The 21301-nt window shown below is 71.6% G+C and carries 21 protein-coding genes; 9 read left to right on the top strand and 12 right to left on the bottom strand.

The annotated features are described in order from the left end of the window. Window positions 1–6 precede the first annotated feature (6 nt). From ACGFIA_RS11265 to ACGFIA_RS11245, 5 genes are all read right to left on the bottom strand, one after another. Window positions 7–1044, bottom strand: coding sequence for a hypothetical protein (locus ACGFIA_RS11265; RefSeq protein WP_357383410.1), 1038 nt, complete (start codon window positions 1042–1044; stop codon window positions 7–9). A gap of 184 nt (window positions 1045–1228) precedes the next feature. Continuing rightward, window positions 1229–2038, bottom strand: coding sequence for an inositol monophosphatase family protein (locus tag ACGFIA_RS11260; RefSeq protein WP_357383408.1), 810 nt, complete (start codon window positions 2036–2038; stop codon window positions 1229–1231). Next, window positions 2031–2483 carry a response regulator gene (locus ACGFIA_RS11255; protein WP_210896790.1) on the bottom strand — a complete coding sequence of 151 codons (453 nt, stop codon included), beginning with the start codon at window positions 2481–2483 and terminating at the stop codon, window positions 2031–2033. Before ACGFIA_RS11255 ends, ACGFIA_RS11260 begins: the two co-directional genes overlap by 8 nt. Beyond that, window positions 2480–4246 (bottom strand): ATP-binding protein, encoded by a 1767-nt coding sequence (locus ACGFIA_RS11250; RefSeq protein ID WP_357383574.1) that lies wholly within the window; start codon window positions 4244–4246, stop codon window positions 2480–2482. Before ACGFIA_RS11250 ends, ACGFIA_RS11255 begins: the two co-directional genes overlap by 4 nt. 32 nt (window positions 4247–4278) lie before the next feature. Further along, a complete protein-coding gene (locus ACGFIA_RS11245) occupies window positions 4279–5517 on the bottom strand; it encodes a fused response regulator/phosphatase (protein ID WP_357383405.1) in 1239 nt (412 codons plus the stop codon). A 266-nt stretch (window positions 5518–5783) separates the two neighbouring features. Between ACGFIA_RS11245 and ACGFIA_RS11240 the strand changes: the two genes are divergently transcribed. From ACGFIA_RS11240 to ACGFIA_RS11225, 4 genes are all read left to right on the top strand, one after another. Further along, the gene (locus ACGFIA_RS11240; protein ID WP_393259676.1) at window positions 5784–8162 is read left to right on the top strand and encodes a M28 family peptidase; all 2379 of its coding nucleotides are present in this window, start codon (window positions 5784–5786) and stop codon (window positions 8160–8162) included. Window positions 8163–8398: 236 nt separating this feature from the next. Continuing rightward, window positions 8399–8977: a YciI family protein gene (locus tag ACGFIA_RS11235; protein WP_357383401.1), complete on the top strand. Its 579-nt coding sequence runs from the start codon at window positions 8399–8401 to the stop codon at window positions 8975–8977. 23 nt (window positions 8978–9000) lie between these two features. After that, the gene (locus ACGFIA_RS11230) at window positions 9001–9735 is read left to right on the top strand and encodes a hypothetical protein (RefSeq protein ID WP_393259674.1); all 735 of its coding nucleotides are present in this window, start codon (window positions 9001–9003) and stop codon (window positions 9733–9735) included. A gap of 426 nt (window positions 9736–10161) precedes the next feature. Continuing rightward, window positions 10162–11055 carry a hypothetical protein gene (locus tag ACGFIA_RS11225; protein WP_357469970.1) on the top strand — a complete coding sequence of 298 codons (894 nt, stop codon included), beginning with the start codon at window positions 10162–10164 and terminating at the stop codon, window positions 11053–11055. A 164-nt stretch (window positions 11056–11219) separates the two neighbouring features. Here the strand turns inward: ACGFIA_RS11225 and ACGFIA_RS11220 are convergent, their stop codons facing one another. The 3 genes from ACGFIA_RS11220 to ACGFIA_RS11210 form a co-directional block, all read right to left on the bottom strand. Continuing rightward, complete coding sequence (locus tag ACGFIA_RS11220) at window positions 11220–11474, bottom strand: Smr/MutS family protein (RefSeq protein ID WP_013288724.1); 255 nt, start codon at window positions 11472–11474, stop codon at window positions 11220–11222. A gap of 59 nt (window positions 11475–11533) precedes the next feature. Further along, window positions 11534–11896 (bottom strand): tetratricopeptide repeat protein, encoded by a 363-nt coding sequence (locus ACGFIA_RS11215; RefSeq protein ID WP_357383397.1) that lies wholly within the window; start codon window positions 11894–11896, stop codon window positions 11534–11536. Between the two features lie 91 nt (window positions 11897–11987). Continuing rightward, on the bottom strand, window positions 11988–12758 hold the full coding sequence (locus tag ACGFIA_RS11210; RefSeq protein ID WP_357383395.1) for an ROK family protein: 771 nt from the start codon (window positions 12756–12758) through the stop codon (window positions 11988–11990). Window positions 12759–12843: 85 nt separating this feature from the next. Here ACGFIA_RS11210 and ACGFIA_RS11205 point away from each other — a divergent pair, with 85 nt between their 5' ends. Next, complete coding sequence (locus ACGFIA_RS11205; RefSeq protein WP_357383393.1) at window positions 12844–14481, top strand: ABC-F family ATP-binding cassette domain-containing protein; 1638 nt, start codon at window positions 12844–12846, stop codon at window positions 14479–14481. Between the two features lie 38 nt (window positions 14482–14519). Beyond that, a complete protein-coding gene (locus ACGFIA_RS11200; RefSeq protein ID WP_357383391.1) occupies window positions 14520–14837 on the top strand; it encodes a hypothetical protein in 318 nt (105 codons plus the stop codon). Window positions 14838–14948: 111 nt separating this feature from the next. Here ACGFIA_RS11200 and ACGFIA_RS11195 read toward each other — a convergent pair whose 3' ends face one another. The 3 genes from ACGFIA_RS11195 to ACGFIA_RS11185 all read right to left on the bottom strand — a co-directional run bounded on the left by ACGFIA_RS11195 (window position 14949) and on the right by ACGFIA_RS11185 (window position 17960). Beyond that, window positions 14949–15890: a cation diffusion facilitator family transporter gene (locus ACGFIA_RS11195; RefSeq protein ID WP_357383572.1), complete on the bottom strand. Its 942-nt coding sequence runs from the start codon at window positions 15888–15890 to the stop codon at window positions 14949–14951. Between the two features lie 227 nt (window positions 15891–16117). Beyond that, window positions 16118–17188, bottom strand: coding sequence for a sporulation protein (locus ACGFIA_RS11190; protein ID WP_393259671.1), 1071 nt, complete (start codon window positions 17186–17188; stop codon window positions 16118–16120). A 148-nt stretch (window positions 17189–17336) separates the two neighbouring features. Then, window positions 17337–17960 carry a TetR/AcrR family transcriptional regulator gene (locus tag ACGFIA_RS11185; RefSeq protein WP_357479517.1) on the bottom strand — a complete coding sequence of 208 codons (624 nt, stop codon included), beginning with the start codon at window positions 17958–17960 and terminating at the stop codon, window positions 17337–17339. A gap of 118 nt (window positions 17961–18078) precedes the next feature. Here ACGFIA_RS11185 and ACGFIA_RS11180 point away from each other — a divergent pair, with 118 nt between their 5' ends. The 3 genes from ACGFIA_RS11180 (at window position 18079) to ACGFIA_RS11170 (ending at window position 19727) form a co-directional block, all read left to right on the top strand. Then, window positions 18079–18765 (top strand): SDR family NAD(P)-dependent oxidoreductase, encoded by a 687-nt coding sequence (locus ACGFIA_RS11180; RefSeq protein WP_357383385.1) that lies wholly within the window; start codon window positions 18079–18081, stop codon window positions 18763–18765. A gap of 77 nt (window positions 18766–18842) precedes the next feature. Further along, entirely contained in the window at window positions 18843–19040 is a 198-nt protein-coding gene (locus ACGFIA_RS11175) for an ester cyclase (RefSeq protein WP_357383383.1), read from the top strand. A gap of 12 nt (window positions 19041–19052) precedes the next feature. After that, a complete protein-coding gene (locus tag ACGFIA_RS11170; RefSeq protein WP_393259668.1) occupies window positions 19053–19727 on the top strand; it encodes an NADPH-dependent F420 reductase in 675 nt (224 codons plus the stop codon). Between the two features lie 54 nt (window positions 19728–19781). Here ACGFIA_RS11170 and ACGFIA_RS11165 read toward each other — a convergent pair whose 3' ends face one another. Next, window positions 19782–21182: a glycoside hydrolase family 6 protein gene (locus tag ACGFIA_RS11165; protein WP_357383379.1), complete on the bottom strand. Its 1401-nt coding sequence runs from the start codon at window positions 21180–21182 to the stop codon at window positions 19782–19784. Window positions 21183–21301: the final 119 nt, after the last annotated feature.

Raw genomic sequence — 21301 nt, 5'->3', positions numbered from 1 at the left:
GCCGGGTCAGTACATCGAGATGTGAACATGGTTTGTGTGGTCCGCGGCCGGGCTGCCGCCGCCGCTGTACGCCCGCCAGCCGGTGTTCGGCATCCAGATCTGCCGGTACCAGATGACGTACATGATGCCGAGCCGGTTGGCGTTGTTCTTCGCCCAGGCGGCGAGGCTGTCGCCGTACGCCTTGTCGCCGCCGGTGGCGGTCTTGTCCTCGAACCCGCCGCTGGCGGCGGAGAAGTCGCAGGCCCGGCCCTTGGGGTGCTCGCCGCCGCCGCCGCTGCGGTGGCAGGAGGCGTAGCGCTTGTAACCGGCGGCCTTGGCCTGCTGGAGCATGTGCAGCGTGCGCGGGGTGATGCAGCCGGACGCGGGCGTCGGGTCGTCCACCGAGCAGGACTCCGACGGCCACGAGCCGTCCGAGCTGCGCGGCGCGGGCTTCGCCGAGGAGGAGGTGCCGTTGAACCCGGACCCGCTGCCGGAGCTGACCTTCGCCAGCGCCACCTCGGCGTCCTTCTTCTTGCGGGCCTGCACCGCGACCTGCTTGGCCTGCTCCCGCACCTCGGCGTCGATGGCGAGCTTCGCCTCGGCCGCCTGCGCCTTCGCGTCGGCCAGCTCCCGCAGCCGCTTGCTGTCCCGCTGGGCCATCACGTCCAGCTCGGCCGCGCGCTTGAGGAAGTCGTTCGGGTCGGCGCTGGCGAGCAGCATCGACGTCGCGGTCAGCCGGCCCATCCGGTACGACTGCGCGGCCACCTCACCGGCCTGCTCGCTGAGCCCGACGAGACGCGTCTCGACGTCGGCGAGCTGGGCGGCGAGCGCCTTCTGCCGGCGCTTGGAGTTCTCCAGCTTGTTCTGGGCCTCGATGTGACCCTTCGCCGCCGCCTCCAGCGCCGCCCGCAGCTGCTTGCTGCCGCCCTCGTTCGGGGCGTTCGGGCTGGGTACGGCGGCGGCCGGTCCGGCGGCCACGCCGGAGCCGAGAAGCACGGCCACCGCGGCGAACACGGCGAGCAGCGACCGCCGGACGCGCCGGCCGGTAGGGCTGGTCCTGGGCACGTGATGGTCCTTCCGTCGACCGCCGGCCCCCGCACACCGAGCGGCGTCTCCGCCGGCGCCGGATGGCGGCCTGCTGGCGGAGACCGCCGGTCACGATACCGGACCACGCGCGAGACGCCAGGCCGGCGACGGCGTACGGCGCCAGACGTCGACGCAGCGTGCCGGGCTCGTCGCGCAGCGCCGCTCAACCGCCCAGCAGGGCGGTGCTCACCTCGTCCCAGATCTCCGGGCTGGCCGCGACTAGCAGTCCCCGGCCCTCGTCGGCCGGGTGGTAGTCGGTGCCGTCGAACCGGCGGGCCACCCCACCGGCCTCGCGCACCAGCAGGGCACCGGGCGTGTGGTCCCACGGCAGGGTGCGCCAGAACAGCACGAACTGCTGCGCGCCGGTGAGGATGTCCAGGTATTCGCGGCCGGCGCAGTGCTGGCCGGGCAGCAGCTCGCCGATGCGGCGCCCGCCCTCCTCCACCCGGCGGCGGAAGTCCGCCGGCAGGAACCTCGTCGTCGCGGTGCCGCGCAGCGCGCCCACCTGCGGCTCGGTCTCCGGCGACCGCAGCGCCGCGCCGTCCAGCTCGGTGCCGGCACCGAGCCGGGCCGCCGCCATCGTGCCGTCGAGCGGGTCGTACACCCAGGAGGCCACCGGTGCGCCGTCGGTGAGCAGCGCCGCCATCAACGCGAACGGGCGGCGGCCGGCGGCGAAGTTGGAGGTGCCGTCGACCGGGTCGACGAGCCACACGTCGCCGCTGCCGCGCACGTGCCGCAGCAGATCCGGGTCCTCGGCGACGGCCTCCTCGCCGACCACCACCGACCCGGGACGCAGCCGCCGCAGGCCCTCCGAGATCAGCACCTCGGCCTCGCGGTCGGCGACGGTGACCACCTCGCCGGGCGCCTTCTCGGAGATGTCTGACGCGTCGAGCCGGCGGAACAGGGGCACGACGACCTTGGCCGCCGCCTCCTTGAGCAGCGCGCCGACGTCGTCCAGCAGCGGGTCAGCCACGCGGCGGCAGCTTGACCACGCTGACGAAGAACTCGTCGATCTGGCGGACCACCGAGATGAAGCGCTCGAAGTCCACCGGCTTGGTCACGTAGGCGTTGGCGTGCAGCTGGTAGCTGCGCAGGATGTCCTCGTCGGCCTGCGAGGTGGTGAGCACCACCACCGGGATGCGGCAGAGCTGCGCGTCCTTCTTGATCTCCTTGAGCACCTCCCGGCCGTCGCGCCGGGGCAGGTTAAGGTCGAGCAGGATCAGGTCGGGCGTCACCGCGTCCGCGTACTGACCCTCGCGGCGCAGGTAGGCAAGCGCCTCCGCGCCGTCGGAGACGACGGTGAGGCGGTTGCGGAGCTTGTGCTCCTCGAACGCCTCCTGGGTCATCAGCACGTCACCGGGGTCGTCCTCGACGAGCAGGACCTCGATCGGGCTCTTGCCGTCCGCGGGCGCGGTCATCCCACCGTCTCCTTCATGCCACCGTTTGTACCGTGTCGGTCCGCCTCCGCGGGCGACTCTTCGCGTGCCTCGCCGTCCGGCTGCCGCCCGGCGCCCGCCGGGTCGGTCTCGGTGCCCTCGGCGGCCGGCGCCTCGGCCGGCTCCGCACCGTCCGCCGCGTCCCCGTCCGCGGCGTCCCCGTCCGCTGCCGCCTCCGCCGCCTTGGCGGCCTCGATGTCGGCCTCCAGCGCGGGCAGCGTGAACCGGATGGTCGTGCCCTCCCCGGCGTCGGTGTCCACCCAGACCCGGCCGCCGTGATACTCCACGATCTTCTTCACGATGGCCAACCCGATGCCGGTGCCCGGGTACGCGTCCTTCGAGTGCAGCCGCTGGAAGATCACGAAGATCTTGTCGGCGAACTCCGGCTCGATCCCGATGCCGTTGTCCCGGCAGCTGATCTCCCACTCGTCGTCCACCAGCCGCGCCGACACGTGCACCTTCGGCGGCACGTCGGGCCGGCGGAACTTCACCGAGTTGCTGACCAGGTTGACCAGCAGGTTGGTCAGCAGCGGCTCCTCGCCGCGAATGGTCGGCATCTCGCCCCAGGTCAGATCCGCGTCGGCGTACTGCAACGCCGCCTCGGTCTGCCCCGCCACGTCGCCCATCACCTTGTTCAGGTCGACCTCGGTGAAACCGGTGGTCAACCGGCCGATCCGGGAGAACGCCAGCAGGTCGTTGATCAGCCGCTGCATCCGCTGCGCACCGTCCACCGCGAACGCGATGTACTGGTCGGCCCGCTCGTCGAGCTGCCCCGCGTAGCGCCGTTGGAGAAGCTGGCAGAAGCTCGCCACCTTGCGCAGCGGCTCCTGGAGGTCGTGCGAGGCGACGTACGCGAACTGCTCCAGGTCACGGTTGGAGCGGGTCAGCTCCTCGGCCTGCTTCTGCAACTGGCTGTTGACCCACTCGATGCGCTCCCGCGCCTCGCGTACCTCGTCCAGCTCGCGGGCGATCTTCATGCGCATCTGGTCGATGTCCTCGGCCAGCCGGCGGAACTCCGGCGGGCCGGAGCCCTCGATGTGGTGCCGGTAGTCGCCGTCGGCCACCTCGCGTACCTGGCTGACCAGGGCGGCCAGGGGGCGGATCAGGATCCGGTCCAGCGAGAGCAGCATGACCACGCCGGCCGTGGTCACCACCAGCGCGGCGACGATCAGCAGCACGACCAGCGCGTTGCTCGTCGAGTTGACGCGGTCGGCGGTCTCCTCCCGGACGGTGAGGATCTCGTCCTGGAGCGTGTTCACCGCCGACCGGATGCCGTCGAACTGCTGACGGGTCTCGTCGGTGATCAGCGCCTGGCCGGCCTCCGGGCCGTCCCGCTCGACAGTGGTGATCACCGGCTCGGCCACCTGGGCCCGCCACTGCGCGGTCTCCCGCTCCACCACGTCCAGCGACCGGCGCACGTCCGGATAGTCGGCGGAGAGGTCGCGGATCGACGCGGCCAGGCTCTGCTCCCGCTGCACGCCCTGCTGGTAGGGCTCCAGATCGGTGCGGTCACCGTTCACCGCGTACCCGCGCACCGAGGTCTCCTGGTCGAGCAGCACGCTCATCAGCTCCTGCGCCTGGACGCGCAGCGGGCCGGTCTTGAGCAGCACCGCGTCGATGTTCTCGCGGTTCTTCGCGGCGACCGCCGCCTCGGCGGCGGCCAGCCCGAGCAGCAGCACCACCACCACGCCGAGGAGCGCGACCACCCGCCGCCGCAGGGTCCACCCCTGCTGGTACGCCTTCACAGGTTCCTCCCCGTTGCCCTTCGCGCTCGCGCTCACCGTCCGCTGCCCCGCGTGACCAGCAGCATCGCCACGTCGTCGGCGAGCGGGCCGCCGTTTATCTGCTCGGCCCGCCCGACCAGCCAGGCGGGCAGCTCGGCCAGCGGCACCGCCCGGTTCGCCGGGTCGGCGAGCAGCCCGGTCAGGCCCGGCACGTCGAGGCGTTCGTCCCCGCCGTCCACCCGGCCCTCGATCAGGCCGTCCGTGTACATCAGCAGGGACCAGTCGTCGGTGTCGAACTCCAGGTCGAAGGCGATCGGGCGGCGTGGGCGTACGCCCAGCAGCAGCCCGCCCTTGGCCGGCACCGGCGCGACCTTACCGCCGCTGAGCAGCAGCGGCGGCGGGTGACCGGCGAGGCGTACGGTGGCCCGCGCCGACGCCAGGTCGAGCCGGGTGGTGGCCACCGTCGCGAAGATCTCCTGGAGTCGGCGCTCACTCATCAGCACCTGCTCCAGCGCGGGCAGCACCTCGTCGTCCGGCACCCCGGCCAGCACCAGCGCCCGCCAGGCCACGCGCAGTTCGACGCCGAGCGCGGCCTCGTCCACGCCGTGCCCGCACACGTCGCCGACGATGAGGTCGATGCGGTCCGGCTGGGTCTGCACCACGTCGTAGAAGTCGCCGCCGATCAGCGCGGCGTGCCGGCCGGGCCGGTAGAACGTGTGCACCGACACCTCGTCGGTGGTCATCAGCGGCTGTGGCAGCAGGCCGCGCTCCAGGCGGGCGGACTCGGCCTGGCGCAGCTCCACCTCGCGCAGCCGGCGGGCGTTCTCGTCGGCCCGCTTGCGCTCCACCGCGTACCGCAGGGCCCGGGTCAGCAGGACACCGTCGACCTGGCCCTTGACCAGGTAGTCCTGCGCCCCCTCGGCGACCGCGACGATGCCCAGGTGCTCGTCGGACCGACCGGTCAGCACGCAGACCGCGGCGCCGCTCGCCATCTCCAGCACCCGGCGCAGCCCGTCCAGGCCCTGCGCGTCCGGCAGACCCAGGTCGAGCAGGACGCAGTCCACGCCCATCACCCGTTGCCGGGCCTCGCTGAGACTCGTGGCGACCAGCAGGTCGATCATCGAGTTGGTCTCGGCGAGCAGCTCGCCGACCAGGAAGGCGTCGCCCTCGTCGTCCTCGACCAGCAGCACCCGCAGCCGCTCGCCCGGCGGTACGCCGCCGTGCAGCCCCGCCCCGGCCGACGGCACGTAGGCGGCACCCGACGCACCGGCCCCCCGGACCGGTCGGGTCACCGCCGCGAGTCGCGGGAGTTCGCTGGTGATGTCGGGCTCCTTCCGAATGCCCTGCTGATCCTGACTCAGACAACAGTCGCACACAACGCGACCGGCACCGGCGCGGCGGAGCGTGTGACCGGTCCACCTCCACAGCGGCACGGTCGACCCACGATGTTACGCGGCAACAGTTGTCGCACCGGCAGCGCACCGACCGAGGACTGCCGCCGCAGCCCTCGGGGGTGCAGGATGATCCCCACCCCGTAGATCCACCCCGAGGAGTCCCCGTGGGCGCACCCCCCACCCGCCCCGCCGACCGCGCGTTCACCAGGCCCCGCCGCCGGCCGATCGCCGCCGTGGCCGCCCTTGCCGCGCTGCTCGCCGTCGGGGCGGGCGTCCTGGTCGGTCTCGCCACCCCGGCGCCGCGTCCGGCGGACGCGCCCGCGGGCGAGTTCAGCGCCGCCCGGGCGTACCGGAACGTCCAGGTGATCGCGGCCGAGCCGCACGTGGCGGGCAGCGCCGCCAACGACCGGGTACGCGAACACCTGGTGGCGACGCTGCGCGGGCTGGGTCTGGAGACCGAGGTACAGGACGCGGTCGCGCCCGAGGCCGGGCAGTTGTCCGGCGCGGCGGGCGGGGCGACGCTGGCCCGGGTCCGCAACGTGGTGGCCCGGCTGCCCGGCACCGACCCGACCGGGAAGGTCTTCCTGGTCTCGCACTACGACTCGGTGCAGACCGGGCCGGGCGGCAACGACGACGCGGCCGGCACCGCAGCGATCCTGGAGGTGGCACGGGCGCTGACCACCGGGCCGCGACCCCGCAACGACATCGTCTTCGTGCTCACCGACGCGGAGGAGGCGTGCCTGTGTGGGGCCGCCGGGTTCGCCGGCGACCACCCGCTCGCCCGCGACGGCGGGGTGGTGCTCAACCTGGAGGCGCGCGGCTCCACCGGCCCGGTGATCATGTTCGAGACGTCCCGGGACAACGCGAAACTGGTCGAGATCTTCGGCAAGGCCGCGCCGCACCCGGTGGGCACCTCGTTCGCGGTGGAGATCTACCGGGCGCTGCCGAACGACACCGACTTCACCGCGTTCCTGGACCGGAAGTTCGTCGGGCTCAACTCCGCCTACATCGACGGCGGGGCGATCTACCACACCCCGCTCGACGTGCCGACCCGGGTGGACCGGGGCAGCCTCCAGATGCACGGCGACAACGGGCTCGGCCTGGCCCGCGAGTTCGGCCGTACCGACCTGGGCGACCTGCGCGCCGGGCACGACGCCACCTACTTCCCGGTGTTCGGCGCGCTGGTCCGCTACCCCGGCTGGCTGACCCTTCCGCTCGCGGTGGTCGCGCTGCTCGCGGTCGGCGCGCTCGGCTGGCTGCTGCGCCGCCGGGGCCGGGCCACCGCCGGCACGCTCGCCGCCGGCTTCGGCCTGGCCCTGGTGCCGGTCGTCGTGGCGCCGCTCGGCGCGTGGCTGCTCTGGGCCGCGATCACCACGATCCGGCCCGGGTACGCCGAGCTGCTCGACCCGTACCGCCCGGTCTGGTACCGGCTCGCGGTCGTGGCGCTCGCCGCCGCTGTGCTGTTCTGCTGGTACGCGCTGCTGCGCCGCCGCGTCGGCCCGGCCGCGCTGGCGTTCGGCGGGCTGGCGTGGCTCGGTGTGTTCGGGGTACTGCTCGCCGTGGCGGTGCCCGGTGGGGCGTACCTGACGACAGTGCCGGCGCTGGCCGGCGCGCTCGCCGGTCTCGTGGCGCTCGTCACCCGGCGTGACGGTCCGTGGCCGGTGGTGGCGGTGACGCTCGCCGCCTCGGTGGCGGTGGTGGTCCTGCTGCCGCCGGTGGTGCTGCTGTTCCCGGCGCTCGGCATGGGCATGGGCGCGGTAGCCGCGCTCGTCGCGGTGCTGCTCGGCCTCGCCGTACTCCCGGTGGTGGACCTGCTGCACCCCCGGGCCGGCGGCCAGCGCGGCCTGCTCGCGCTGCGCGCGCGCCGGCTCGGCGCGCTGCCCGCCGCGGCCGCCGCGCTGGCGGCGGTGGTGCTCGCCGGGGTCGGCCTGGCGGTGGACCGCTTCGACGCCGCGCATCCCGTGCCGACCCACCTGATGTACGCGCTGGACGCGGGCACCGGGAAGGCGGCGTGGCTGACTCGCGAGGAGAAGCCGCAGCCCTGGACCGACGGTTACGTCGACCGGAGCATCTCGCTGGCCGACGACTTCCCCGGGCTGGGCGACGGCGAGATGCGCGCCGGACCGGCCACGGCCGCGCCGTTGCCCGCGCCGAAGGTGGAGACGCTCTCCGACACTCGCGACGGTGACCAGCGTGTGCTGCGCGTGCGGGTGGTGCCGCAGCGGCAGGTACGCCTGCTCACACTGCACGTCGACACCGGCACCGCCACAGTGCGGTCCGCCACGGTGGCGGGGCGGAGCGTGCCGGTCGAGCCGGGCGACGGGAAGTGGGGCTTCGGAATCGTGTTCCACGCCCCGCCGCCGGAGGGTGTCGAGGTGACGCTGACGTTGACCCCGGCGGCCGGGCCGGTGAACGTGCGGGCCATGGACGCCAGTGACGGGCTGTCCGGGGTGCCCGGCTTCCGGCCTCGGCCGGAGGGTGTGGGCGTGGTCGGCTCGCACAGTTCGGAGATGCTGGCGGTGGCGCGCACGTACCCGCTCTGACCGCCGATTGATCGACTCCACCTCGCCGGAGTGGCGGTATCCCGCGTGCGGATACCGCCACTCGCGATCCCTGCCGGGCGTGCGGTTCCAGACCGTGGTGGCGATTCCGGCGTCCAGGAAGGCGCCGGCAAGCGCGCGACCCATCGGGCCCAGGCCGAGCACCGTGACAGACGCGCAGTCGAGCCCGTGGCTACGTTCGTTGATCGACGGCGGGCCACGTCCGCGAGACTCGGGGCATGGAGTTCTTCTGCTACCACCGCGATCGGCTCGGCTCGGCAGCTCTGCGTCAGGAACTGGTCGAGGAACACTGGTCCTACATGGACCGGTACGCGGGGCAGATGATCGCGCGCGGACCGACCCTCGCCGATGACGGCTCGCCCACCGGCAGCGTGCACATCGTGAGCCTGCCCGACCCCGCCGCCGCCCGGGCGTTCGCCTTCGACGAGCCCAACTACCAGGCCGGCGCGTACCGGGACGTGATGCTGCGTCGGTGGCGCAACATGCTGGGCCGCAGCATGTGGGACTTCCCCGGCGGCCGGACCGGTGGGAACCGCTACCTGGTGCTCGGCCTCGGCCCGGAGCAGAGCGGCGGCCCGGTGCTTCCGCAGCAACAGGACGAGCTGATCGCGTACGGGCCGCTGCTGTCCGACGACGGCGTGACATGGCTCGGTACGGCGGTGCTGGTGCGGGCGGCCGGGCCGGACGAGGCGCGCGCCGTGCTGGCCGACCGGTACGCCCAGGTGGAGTCGCACAACTGGATGTTCGGCGGACGCCCGGACCAGGGCGTCGCATCTCGGCGCAGCGAACGGGGGTGAACCCCGGTTGTAGGGTCGCGGAAGTGATCGACGCGATCTCGGCCGCCGTGGTGCGGCACCGACGTCCCCTCCTACTCGCGGGCCTGCTGGTGGCGGCCGGGAACGCCGCCGCCATGGGCTACGCCCCGGACGTGGCGCGGGCGTCGACCCTCCCGCTTCTCCTCCTCGCGCTGACCCTCCTGATCCTGGCAGTCATCCGCATGGGGACACGGCCCGCCGCTCTGGTGGTGTTGCCGCGAAACGCGGCCTTCGCCTCACCGGTCCCGGCGTGGCGGGTCCTCCTCGCCCTGGGGCTCCTCGGTCAGTCCTCCGCAACCGCCGGCTCATACCTGCGTTCCGTGGACGCGGGCACCGCGACCACGTCCGAGGTCGTCATCGGCCTGCTCTGGCTCGCGCTGATCGCGCTGCTGGTAGCCACGGCGTGGCGCGGGCACAGCGTGCGGCTCAGCCCGGACGGCGTACGCACGATGGGACTCCTCGGGTCGAGGATGATCCCGTGGGAGGCAGGGCCGCGCGTCGAGGGTCCGAGCAACGACACGCAATCCACCCTGCGGCTGCCGTTGACGATCGCGAACCCGGCGCTGGTACGGCGTCGTGGCCTGGTGGGCCGCCCCGCGATACCCGTCGACGACGTCCAGCCCGGCTTCCTCGCATCCGTGATCGACCACTACGTCGCCCACCCGGACCATCGGGCCACCATCGGCACGCCTGACGAATACCGTCGGCTGGTCACCGACCTGCGGGGTACGGCCGGCTGAGCCGGCTGCCGGCATCACTCCGTCACCGCCACGCCGACCGCCGAACCAGTGCCAGGCCTCGGTGATCGCCACGAGATCGCGGCCGACGACCGGCCACAGCAGCTCGACTGCTTCGACGAGTTCGCCCACGTCACGGCACGCTACTGGCGTGCCCCACTACTTCCAGCGGCATTAATCTCGGCTATCGGCAAGGACGACCAAAGCGGGCTTCCCGCCTCCCGACCTGGTACGCAGACTGTCGACAGATCTTGGTGTCATAGTCCGCGCAGCCCGACGCGCGGAGGCGAATCGGTGCACGTTGCCGCCCGCCACCCGAACCGTTTACTGATCGACGGCGCTGCATGCGGGCCAGCGATACGACCGGGGCATCGGAGATGGGGCGACTCGGCTAGGATTCGGTCTCCTCCTAGCGGAATTGGAGTTCGAGTGCGTCCAAACAAGGTCTTGGCTCTCCTTGCCGTCACAATTCTGGGAGTCGGCCCCGGCTTCGCCACCCCCTCCACAGCATCTGCCTATTCGGCCAGCGATGGCAATGCTCAGGCCCTAGAAGCGGGACCTGCCCCGAGCCACCCCCTGCCCGAGGATGCAAGTGCCGCCAGCGTGTGCGACGGGCCCTACCATCATGCAGAACTCCTCACGGCTTTATCTACCGAAGAGGATCATGGCTGCTATGCATTCGCCACGCCCTACAACGGGTGGATTGGGGTAAATGGCCAGATAACCACGCCGACTGAAGATCCACAGCTCTACTCGACCTACACTGATCACGTTAACGGGTTCGTGCAGATGGTGTCCACCGGGTCGAATTGGTCCGTCTGGAACGCGTGGCTGCAGATCGGTTGGTACAGCGGCACAATTCTTGGCTGCCCGACCACGCCGACCAACGAGTACCGCCTCTATGTCGAGTGGAAACTCCCAGGCCAAAGCACAAGCTGCAGGCAGGTGAGCCCGCTATCCAAGGGCGGATCAGTGATCTATCGGGTTGAGTTTGAAGGTAGCGGGTGCTGGCGGGCCTACTACAACTACAACTCGCTTGCAGAGCGGGTCTGCGGCCTGCCGAACTCGATGGCCGCGTCGACTTCAAACGAGCTGTACAACGGCACTGGCCGCAGCACCAAAATGCCCCGCTCCACGTTTGGGGCAAGCGATCCGAACACGAATGCAGCTCTGCGAATCAAGGGTGCTTCCGGCTATCAGCCCTGGGACAGCTCACTGACCAAAGGCGGCACGATCCTGAAGGACGAGAGGGGATCGTTTTGCCCTTGCTATGTGAACTCACCCTATGCCGCCTACTACCACACGGTGAGATACGGGGGATGATCCCTTAACGTGAAGCCCCGGAACGGCCATCGATCATGGCGGCCGAGAAGCGAGGACCAGGAGGAGGACGACCGTCCGGAGCCCGACGACGGCCGGGAACGGCATGATCCTGCTCCTGGCCCATCTGAACGGCCCACGGTGCGGGTCAGGGGGGTATGCGGCCGCTACTTCCAGCGGAAGTGCACGAACAGCCGGCCGAAGTTCTTCGAGTCCTTCTCGACCCGGTGGTAGAGCTGCTTCACGTCCTTCTGGTCGAGGAAGCGCAGCACCTTCTTCTTGAGCGCGCCCGACCCCTTGCCCGGGATGATCTCCACGAGCGTGGCCTTCTTCGCGACCGCCTCGTCCATGATCCCGCGCAGCGCGCGGTCGATGTCGTGGCCCTTGTTGTAGATGTCGTGGAGGTCGAGCTTGAGCTTCACGGTCCCATCCTAGGTACGCGGAAGGGCAGCCCGGGCGGGCTGCCCTTCCGCGTCATCGGTCAACGACCGACCTTGCCCTCCACCCGCCGCAGCGCGGTGGCGTAGTCGGTGTTCGTCGAGTACATCGCGGCCGCGATGCGCAGGTGCCGCAGCGCGTCCGCTGGCCGGTTCATCCGCTCCAGCGTGCGGCCGAGCACGTGGTGCGCGTAGTGGTCGCTCGGGTCCCGGTCGACCAGCTCGCGCAGCTGCTCCTCGGCCCGGTTGAGCTGGGCCGACTGGAAGTACGCGCGGGCCAGCAGCTGCCGGACCGAGGAGTTGTCCGGCTCGGCCTCGATGATCGGTTCGAGCAGCCGGGCCGCTCCGGTCGGGTCACCCGCTTCGAAGAACATGGTCGCCCGCCGGTACTCCGCCAGAAGATCCACTCGACCCACCTCCCCCTCGTGTCGCGCCAGGCCCTAAGGTCCGACGCTGGCACAACACCGGCGCGAGCGCGAGTGTTCCTGCCGGCGAAGATCAGCCGGTCGGGTCGTACCGGCCGCCGATCAGCTCCCAGGCTCGGACACCACCGACGATTCCGGCAGTGTTCGGGACGATCACCACGTCGTCGCCCATCCGGGCCACCTGCTCGGGCCGGATCAGCCGGGAGTTGCCGCCGCCGAGATACAGCCGGTCCCAGCGGAACACCGGCCGCAGGCCGTCCACCACCTGCCGGATCCGCCGCGACCAGAACGCGTCGCCCAGGCGCCGCCGTTCCGGCTCCCCCACGTACGTGTCGTAGGTGGTGTTCCACCGCACCGGCGCGTGCGACAGCTCCAGGTGCGGCGCCAGCACCCCGCCGTCGAACAACGCGCTGCCAAGCCCGGTGCCGAGCGTCAGCACCAGCTCGCAGCCGGTCCCGGCGACCACGCCCGCGCCGTGCACCTCGGCGTCGTTCAGCACCAGCGCGGGCACGCCGAACGCCTCGGCCAGCGCGGTGCGCGCGTCGTACCCGGACCACTCGGCCACCAGGTCCGGGTCGACGCGGCTGCGCGGCCCGGAGCGGGTCACGTAGTGGGGCGTGGCCACCACGACGCCGTGCCGGATCATGCCGGGCATGCCGACTGTGAGCCGGTCCGCCGTGGGCAGGCGGGCGCCGAGATCCAGCAGCGTCTTGACGAACAGGCCGGGCGGCAAGGGGTACGGCGTGGGCACGCGAAGCGGCCGGGCGCGCATGGTCCCGGCGGCATCCAGCACGGAGGCCTTGATCCCGCCGCCACCACAGTCGATCGCCAGTGTGGTCACCACGGCTGTGAGTCTCCCTCAGATCGGCGCCGGCGCGGGCGCGGGTCACGGTAATCCGGATGCGCCCGCCGGTAGGCTCGGTCACCTGATGAGCGCCACGTTGATCGCCAAGGACCTCACCGCCGGCCACGGTGACCGCATCCTCTTCGAAGACCTCGACCTGGTCGTCGCACCCGGCGACGTGGTCGGCCTGGTCGGGGTGAACGGCGCCGGCAAGTCCACGCTGCTGCGTACCCTCGCCGGTCTTACCCCCCGCGAGCAGGGCTCGGTCGCGCTGAGCCCGCCCACTGCGACTGTCGGCTACCTGCCGCAGGAGCCGGAGCGCCGCCCCGGCGAGACGGTCCGCGACTTCCTGGCCCGGCGGACCGGGGTGAGCGCCGCGCAGGCCGCGCTGGACGCCGCCACCGAGGCGCTCACCGCCGGGGCGGCGGGCGCCGACGACGCGTACGCGAACGCCTTGGAACGCTGGCTCGACCTCGGCGGCGCGGATCTTGACGAGCGGGCCGAACAGGTCGCCGCCGAGCTGGGTCTCGACGTCGGCCTGGACCACCCGATGACCGGCCTGTCCGGCGGGCAGGCGGCCCGCGCCGGGCTCGCGTCGCTGCTGCTCAGCCGGTACGACATCTTCCTGCTCGACGAGCCCACGAACGACCTCGACCTGGCCGGGCTGGACCGGCTGGAACGTTTCGTCACCGGCCTGCGCGCCGGGACCGTGCTGGTCAGCCACGACCGGGAGTTCCTCACCCGCACCGTCAACCGGATCGTCGAGCTTGACCTGCACCAGCGGCAGGTCAAGCACTACGGCGGCGGCTACGCGGCCTACCTGGAGGAGCGGGAGGTGGCGCGCCGGCACGCCCGCGAGGAGTACGAGGAGTACGCCGACACGAAGGCCGGCCTGGAGGCGCGTGCCCGCACCCAACGGGCGTGGATGGAGAAGGGCGTCAAGAACGCCCGCCGCAAGGCCACCGACAACGACAAGATCGGCCGCAAGTTCCGCACCGAGTCGACCGAGAAGCAGGCCGCGAAGGCCAAGCAGACCGCCCGGCTGATCGAGCGGCTGGAGGTGGTCGAGGAGCCGCGCAAGGAGTGGGAGCTGCGGATGGAGATCGCCGCCGCGCCCCGCGCCGGCGCCGTCGTGGCCTCGCTCCGGCAAGCTGTGGTACGCCGTGGCGGGTTCACGCTCGGGCCGGTGGACCTCCAGATCGACTGGGCCGACCGGGTGGCGATCACCGGGGCGAACGGCTCCGGCAAGAGCACCCTGCTCGCCGCGCTGCTGGGGCGGCTGCCGCTGGACGAGGGGCACGCCGCGCTCGGGCCGGGGGTGGTGGTCGGCGAGGTCGACCAGGCCCGGGGACTGTTCCTCGGCGACCAGCCGCTGCTCGACGCGTTCGGCGCCGCCGTACCCGATCTGGCACCGGCGGACGTGCGGACGCTGCTGGCGAAGTTCGGGCTGCGCGCCGACCACGTCCTGCGGCCGGCCGCGACGCTGTCCCCCGGCGAGCGGACCCGGGCCGCGCTGGCCCTGCTCCAGGGCCGGGGCGTCAACCTGCTGGTGCTCGACGAGCCGACGAACCACCTCGACCTGACCGCGATCGAGCAGTTGGAGTCGGCGCTGGCGAGCTACCCGGGCACGCTGCTGCTGGTGACCCACGACCGGCGGATGCTCGACGCGGTGAGCGTGAACCGGCGGCTGCGCGTGGCGGACGGACGGATCGCCGAACACTGATCCGTGCCGACCGGCGCGCGGGGGTCCACAATGAGCGCATGCTCAAGTGGGAGTACGCGCTGCTGGTCCGCCGCCGCCAGGCCGCCGCCACCGACGCCGGGTGGGAGGTCGTCTTCATCTGGTACGGCCCGGACGGCTCCATGATCGACGTGACGCCGTACGGCGACACCGCGCTGACCCACCTCAACCGGGCCGGTGACCAGGGCTGGGAGCTGGTCGCGATGAGCGAGGACCCGTCGCTGCCGGGCAACAACGAGCTGCACCGCTACCACCTCAAGCGGCCGAAGACCGCACCCGCCCAGCCCCGCCAGCGCATGCGAGGCTCCCGCACGGTCCGCCGAACCCTCTCCCCCTAACCCCCACCCACGCGATCTTGCGGTTTCGGCCCCTCGCTTGCCCCTTTTGCGAGCTTGGTCCGGGCCGAAAGTCCATGATCGAGCGGGCGGAGTCGCGAGTGCCGGGTGGGGTCAGGTGCCGGGGGCGGCGGCTGCCGGTGCGGGCTGCCGGTCGATGTCGGGTTCGAGGTAGATCGCCGTGGCGATGGGCAGCGCCCGGCGGATCCGCGCCTCGGCGTCGTCGATGGTGGCGGCGACGTCGGATCCCCGGTCTGAGGTGCTGATCGCGATCTTCGCCGCGACCAGGAGTTCCTCCGGCCCCAGGTGCAGGGTGCGCAGGTGGATGACCCGGTCGACGCCCGGGGTGGAGACCAGCTCGGTGTTGATCGTGCTCACCTCCTCGGGCAGGGCGGCCTCGCCGATGAGCAGGCTCTTCGTCTCGACGGCGAGGACGACGGCGATGACGACCAGCAGGACGCCGATGCAGAGGGTGGCGATGCCGTCGAAGAGGGCGTTGCCGGTGAGCACGCTCAAGCCCACACCGGAGAGGGCGAACAGCAGGCCGAGCAGGGCTCCGGCGTCCTCCAGCAGGATCACCGGCAACTCCGGGGCGCGGGCGTGGCGGACGAAGGAGACCCAGCTCCGCTTGCCGCGTACCTTGTTCGCCTCCTTCACCGCGGTCCGCAGGGCGAAGCCCTCCAGAGCGATGGCGATCAGCAGGACGGCGACGGCGATCAGCGGTGAGGACAGCTCGTGCGGGTCGCTGATCTTGTGGTAACCCTCGTAGACGGCGTAGAGACCGCCGAGGGTGAACAGGATGATCGCGACGATGAACGAGTAGACGTAGCGCTCACGGGCGTAGCCGAACGGGTGCAGCGCGGTCGGGGCACGGCGGGCCCGCTTGCCGCCCACCAGCAGAAGGGCCTGGTTCGTGGAGTCCGCGACCGAGTGCACGCCCTCGGCGAGCATGGACGCGGACCCGGTGATGCCGGCGGCGACGAACTTGCTCACCGCGATGCCCAGGTTCGCGGCCAGCGCCGTCACCACGGCCCTGGTGCTGCCCTCCGCAGCCATCGGCTGTTCCCCCTCGTCGTACGTCACGGTTTTGGGGGGTCAGTGTGCCAGCGGCCCGGCCGACCCGCCGACCGGGGTGCCGGTCGGGATTTCGGCCCGGCGGGCGGGGCGGAGCAGCCGACGGCCGGCGGCCCGGAAAGGTCTCCCGGGCCGCCGGAGACGGTGCTACCTCGTGCCGGTCAGGTCGCCGGCAGGTCGCCGCCGGTCCACTGCGGATGGCACATGAGTCACTCCTCTTCGCCGCCGCTCTCGTCGTCGCCGAAGGAGTCGAAGACCTCGTCGGCGACCATGCCGCCGGCGAAGCCGAGGGCGGCGCCACCGACCACGCCCGCGGCGACGGCACCCATGCCGGGGCCGCCGTGCCGCTCGTGGTGGTGCTCGTCCTTGTGGTGGCCGTACGCGGCGTGCCCGTATCCGGGAGCGCCGTACGCGGGCTGCCCGTAGCCGGGCGGCGGGGGCGGGTAGCCGGGCGTGCCGTATCCCTGGGCGGGCGGGGCGTAGCCGTGGCCGACGTGCCGGCTCTGGTAGCCGTCGAGTGCCTGGCGGACCCAGGCGTCGACCTGCGCCGCCCAGTCGACGCGGTCGGCGTCGGCGTGTGCGACGTGGTAGCGGCCGTAGGAGTCATGGCCGCCGGTGAACAGGCCACCGCGCTTGTCGAACTCCAGCACCACGTCGATTCCGTGCTCGTTCGCGACGAAGGTCAGCTCGACCTCGTTCACGCCGTGGGCGTACTGCGGGGCGGCGTAGTACTCGATCTCCTGGTAGAACGGCAGGCTCTGGTGCAGGCCGGAGATGTGCCCGCGTTCCAGGTCGGCGCCCTTGAACCCGAAGCCGAGCCGGCCGAACGCCTCGAGGACGCGCTCCTGCGCCGGCAGCGGGTGCACGTACACCGGGTCGAGGTCGCCCTTGTCGATCGCACCGCGGATCGCGACCTCGGTACGCAGGCCCATGGTCATGCCGTGCAGACGCTGCCCGTACAGGTCGGTCACCGGGGTCTCCCATGGCATCGCCACCTGGAACGGCAGCGACAACCGCTGGCCCTCGCGCAGGTGCAGAGCACCCGCCACCTGTACGCGGTGGAACTCGACGAGGGCGTCGTACTCCTCCTCCGCGCCGTCGATCTCCACCCGGGTGACCAGCCCGACGGTGATGTGGTCGATCTCCACGTCGTGGCTGCCACCGGTCAGGTTCACCTGCCCGCCCAGCATCAGCCCCGGGCGGGTACTCGGATTGGACAGGACCGTATCGACGCTCGGGCCGCCCACCCCGAACGCACCAAGCATCTTCTTGAACACCACGAACCTCTCCCTCGACGACCGCCGTACGCGCGACACGCGGACCGTGAAACCCTTGTGTCACAACGACATCAACGGCGTCCATGATGGAGGCCGCCGAGCGGGGAAGCCAGAAACGCCACCTGAGAAGTAGCTGGGTGAATCCAGGTGGCTACCCTCCGGCGCCGGGGCGGAGCGCCGCGACGGCGCGCATGGCGACGTCGACGGAGGCCTGCAGGTCCTCGCGGCTCGCGCCGGCCGCGGCGTGGACGGCATGCCCCTCGCTGAGCGCCATCACGAAACGGGCGAGCGCCCGGCTGTCCATGCCGTCCGGGAGATCGCCCTCCTTCGCCGCGCGGGACAGCCGCTCCTCGAGCGCGGCCTCGGTGGCCGCCCGGCCGGCGGCGAGGATCTCGGAGATACGGGCATTCTCCGGGGAGCAGGCGAGGCCACCCTGGATGGAGAGGCAGCCGGCGGGGTGGCCCCCGGCGGTCAGGTTGTCGGCGCTGGCGCGCAGGAAGACTTCGATCGCGGCGTACGCGGTCGGTTGTTCGAGGGCGGCGCGCGCGTTCGCGAGGTTGGTCTCGTGGTAGCGGTCGAAGGCCCGCTTGAACAGCTCCTCCTTGCTGCCGAACGCGGCGTAGAGGCTGGGCCGGTTGATGCCCATCGCCTTGGTGAGTGAGCTGAGCGACGCGCCCTCGTAGCCCTGCCGCCAGAAGACCTCGGCGGCCCGGTCGAGGACCGTCTGCTCGTCGAATGCCCGCGGCCGCCCGGGGGTCGGCGTCTCAGTACTCATGCCTCGACTATACCGCTCGGTACAGAACGTGACCCAGCCCACGAACCGGTCGGTACAGAATGCTGCTACGGTGAGCCGTGAACCGATCAGTACAAAACTGGGAAGGCGAGGGAAGATCATGACCGTCACCCTGATCACCGGCGCGAACAAGGGCATCGGCTTCGCGACCGCCAGACAGCTCCTCGACCTGGGGCACGTCGTCTACGTCGGAGCGCGCGACACCGGGCGGGGCGAGGAGGCAGCCTCGGCTCTGGGGGCGCGATTCGTGCCGCTCGACGTCACCGACGACGACTCGGTGGCCAAGGCGCTGGCGACCGTCGACGCCGACGAGGGACGGCTGGACGTCCTCGTCAACAACGCCGGCATCGCCGAGAACGGTGTCGTCGACGGCCCCACCGCCCTCCGCGTCTTCGACACCAACGCGGTCGGGATCGTCCGTGTCACGGAGGCGGCGCTGCCGTTGCTGCGCCGGTCGTCCAACCCCGTCGTGGTCACGGTGTCGAGCAGCGCCGGCTCCTTCTGGGCGGTCACCGACCCCGAGCGGCCGGAGTACAACCTGACCTCACCGCTCTACTCGGCGTCGAAGTCCGCCGCCACGATGATCACCCTCCAGTACGCCAAGTCCCAGCCGGGGATCAGGTTCAACGCGGTCGAGCCGGGCTACACCGCCACCGACCTGACCGCCTCGATCGGCGGCGGCAGGACCCCGGCGGAGAGCGCCAGGACCGTCGTACGCCTGGCGACGCTTCCCCCCGACGGCCCGACCGGAACCCTCCAGGACGACCTCGGGCCCTTGCGCTGGTAGCCACCCGCTCCGAGAAAGCAACTCCGACCAAGCAGACCGAGACCCCGGCCGGGGTCCGCACATCAGAGGACAGTGACATGACCCAGCACGATCTCCGCGACTGGTACCTGCGCTACGGCACACCGGTGAAGGAGTGGCTGGGCGTACCGCCCTCCGGCGCCTCGTTCGAGATCGTCGAGTACGCCATCTACAAGGTCAGCGACGGGCGGTTCGCGCAGATGACCGCCCCGCACGACTCGGCCGAGATGCTGCGGCAGCTCACCGCCGCCCGCTGACGGGCACCGACGATGACAACCATCGGCATCATCGGCGCGGGCGAGGTCGGCAGCCAGCTCGCCCGCGCGGCGGTGGCGGCCGGGTACCGGGTCGTGATCGCCAACTCGCGGGGACCGTGGACGCTGACGGACCTGGTGGCCGAACTCGGGCCGTCGGCGCGGGCGGCGTACGCGCCGGAGGCGGCGGCAGCGGGCGACTTCGCGATCGTCGCCGTACCGCTGAAGGTCGTGAACGACATGCCGGTCGAGGAACTGGCCGGCAGGGTCGTGCTGGACACGAACAACTACATGGTCTGGCGGGACGGGAACATCCCGGTCCTCGACTCGGGCGAGAAGACGGTCCACGAGCTGCGCCAGGAACAACTCCCCACGTCGAAGGTCGCCAAGGCGTTCACCCACATCCAGGCGCCACGGCTGCTGACCTCGGCCCGGCCCGCCGGCGCGCCGGACCGGCTGGCGCTGTCCGTCTCAAGCGATCACCCGGAGGCGGTCGAGCTGGTGACGCGACTGTACGACCGGTTCGGCTTCGACACCGTGGACAACAGCCCGCTGAGCGAGTCCTGGCGTACCGGCCCGGGCCAGCCGGCATGGATCCGCCACGCGCACCAGGACCGGGAGGAGCTGGTGCGCAATCTGAGGCGGGCACGGCGGCTCGTGACTCCGGTGCGGACGGCAGCGGAGAGGTGAGAGGCCCGGCGCGGAGAGCGATCCTCCGCGCCGGGCCCCGGGTGCCGGTTCCGGTCAGGCGGCGCAGGTGGCGGTGGCGCCCTGGCCGGTGCCGGTGCCCTGGAAGCCGAAGTTGGTGGTCTGGCCGGCTCCGACCTGCCCGTTGTAGCCCACGTTCGTGAACCGGACGGTGCCGCTGGTGCCGCTGGCCTGGGCGTTCCACGTGCCGGTGATCGAGGCGCCGCCGGGCAGCGCGACGGTCACGGTCCAGCCGTTGATGCCGGTGGAGCCGGCGGTGACGTTCACGCTCGCGGTGAAGCCGCCGTTCCACTGGTTGATCGCGACCGATGCGGAGCAGCCGTTACCGGCCGGGGGCGGGGTGGTCGGCGGCGCCGTGGTGGGCGGCGCGGTCGTCGGCGGCGCCGTGGTGGGCGGCGCGGTCGTCGGCGGCGCCGTGGTCGGCGGGTTGGTCGTCGGCGGCGCGGTGGTGGGCGGGTTCGGCGCGCCGTTCGCGAGACTGAAGGCCAGGTCCGGCTGGAACGAACCGGCCGTGTAGCGGCAGCCGTCCGCCTCACCCGGCGGCTTCACCCAGAGGTACGCGTCGATGTTGGCGTCGCCGGTGTTCGTGGTCGGGTACTGCCCGATCCGCCGGTCGGTGTTGTCGTCGGCGCACCAGTCACCGGCGGCTCCCCCGTTGCGGCTGGTGTCGATGACCTGCCGCTTGCCGGAGATGCCCATGCCGTTGAGCGCGGAGATGACCGCCCGGCCGAAGTTGGCCTCGCTGGAGGTGGGGTTGAAGTTCGACACGTTCGTGAAGAAGCCGTCGGCGTACTGCACGCCGGCCGCCCGCAGCCGGTTGGCCGTGTCGTTCGCGCTGTTCCAGGTCGAGTGGCCGCCGTCGAGGTAGACCTTGGCGTTGGGGTTCCCCGACTTGATGGTCTGGGTCGCCGTGGTGAGCGCCTGGTTGCGGGCGTTCAGCTCGCTGGGGCTCAGGCAGGTCTGGAGCGCGAGCGAGTCGGTCTCCAGGATGATCAGGACGGTCTGGTTGCCGAGTCCCCTGGCGAAGTTGGACACCCAGGTCTGGTACTGGTTGAGGTCCGGCGCCCCGCCCGCGCTGGCCCCGCCGCAGTCCCGGTTGGGGATCTCGTACACCGACAGCACCGGAATCTGCTGGGCCGCGTTGGCGGCGCCGACGAAGCCGGAGACCTCGGACTGGATGGTCGACGGGTTGAAGTTGGCGTACCAGCGGGCCTGCGGCTGGCTTGCGATCTTGTCGCGGATGACGGCTGCCCGCGAGTCACCGGGGTTGGCGGCGACCCAGCGGACGACCGCCGAACTCGGGTCGCGGTAGAGCGTTCCGGACACGGTGCCGGCGGACGCGCCGCCGACGGCGAGGCAGACACCAGCCGCGGCGGTGCCCGCGACGGCCGCCACGCTGATGGCCGCTGACCTGCGGCGGGACGAGAGGATAGCCACGACGTGTTTCCTCCTGATCACATAGATGTATCTAAGTTCATGGGAGCGTTCCCACGACGGTAACGGAGGCGGGCGTCTATGCCAAGATGTGAACGGCAGCCACTCTCGGAGGAAGTGCC

Source organism: Micromonospora sp. NPDC049203 (assembly GCF_043197215.1).
Lineage (GTDB): Bacteria > Actinomycetota > Actinomycetes > Mycobacteriales > Micromonosporaceae > Micromonospora.
Note: the sequence above shows the minus strand (reverse complement) of the source record. Positions and strands in the feature narration are given on the sequence as shown.

Excerpts from the sequence above, each read along its gene's own strand:
- ACGFIA_RS11205 (WP_357383393.1), top strand. The coding sequence starts at position 12,844 with ATGAGCGCCACGTTGATCGCCAAGGACCTCACCGCCGGCCACGGTGAC.
- ACGFIA_RS11235 (WP_357383401.1), top strand. The coding sequence starts at position 8,399 with ATGGAGTTCTTCTGCTACCACCGCGATCGGCTCGGCTCGGCAGCTCTG.
- ACGFIA_RS11195 (WP_357383572.1), bottom strand. The coding sequence starts at position 15,890 with ATGGCTGCGGAGGGCAGCACCAGGGCCGTGGTGACGGCGCTGGCCGCG.
- ACGFIA_RS11170 (WP_393259668.1), top strand. The coding sequence starts at position 19,053 with ATGACAACCATCGGCATCATCGGCGCGGGCGAGGTCGGCAGCCAGCTC.
- ACGFIA_RS11180 (WP_357383385.1), top strand. The coding sequence starts at position 18,079 with ATGACCGTCACCCTGATCACCGGCGCGAACAAGGGCATCGGCTTCGCG.
- ACGFIA_RS11175 (WP_357383383.1), top strand. The coding sequence starts at position 18,843 with ATGACCCAGCACGATCTCCGCGACTGGTACCTGCGCTACGGCACACCG.
- ACGFIA_RS11200 (WP_357383391.1), top strand. The coding sequence starts at position 14,520 with ATGCTCAAGTGGGAGTACGCGCTGCTGGTCCGCCGCCGCCAGGCCGCC.
- ACGFIA_RS11185 (WP_357479517.1), bottom strand. The coding sequence starts at position 17,960 with ATGAGTACTGAGACGCCGACCCCCGGGCGGCCGCGGGCATTCGACGAG.
- ACGFIA_RS11255 (WP_210896790.1), bottom strand. The coding sequence starts at position 2,483 with ATGACCGCGCCCGCGGACGGCAAGAGCCCGATCGAGGTCCTGCTCGTC.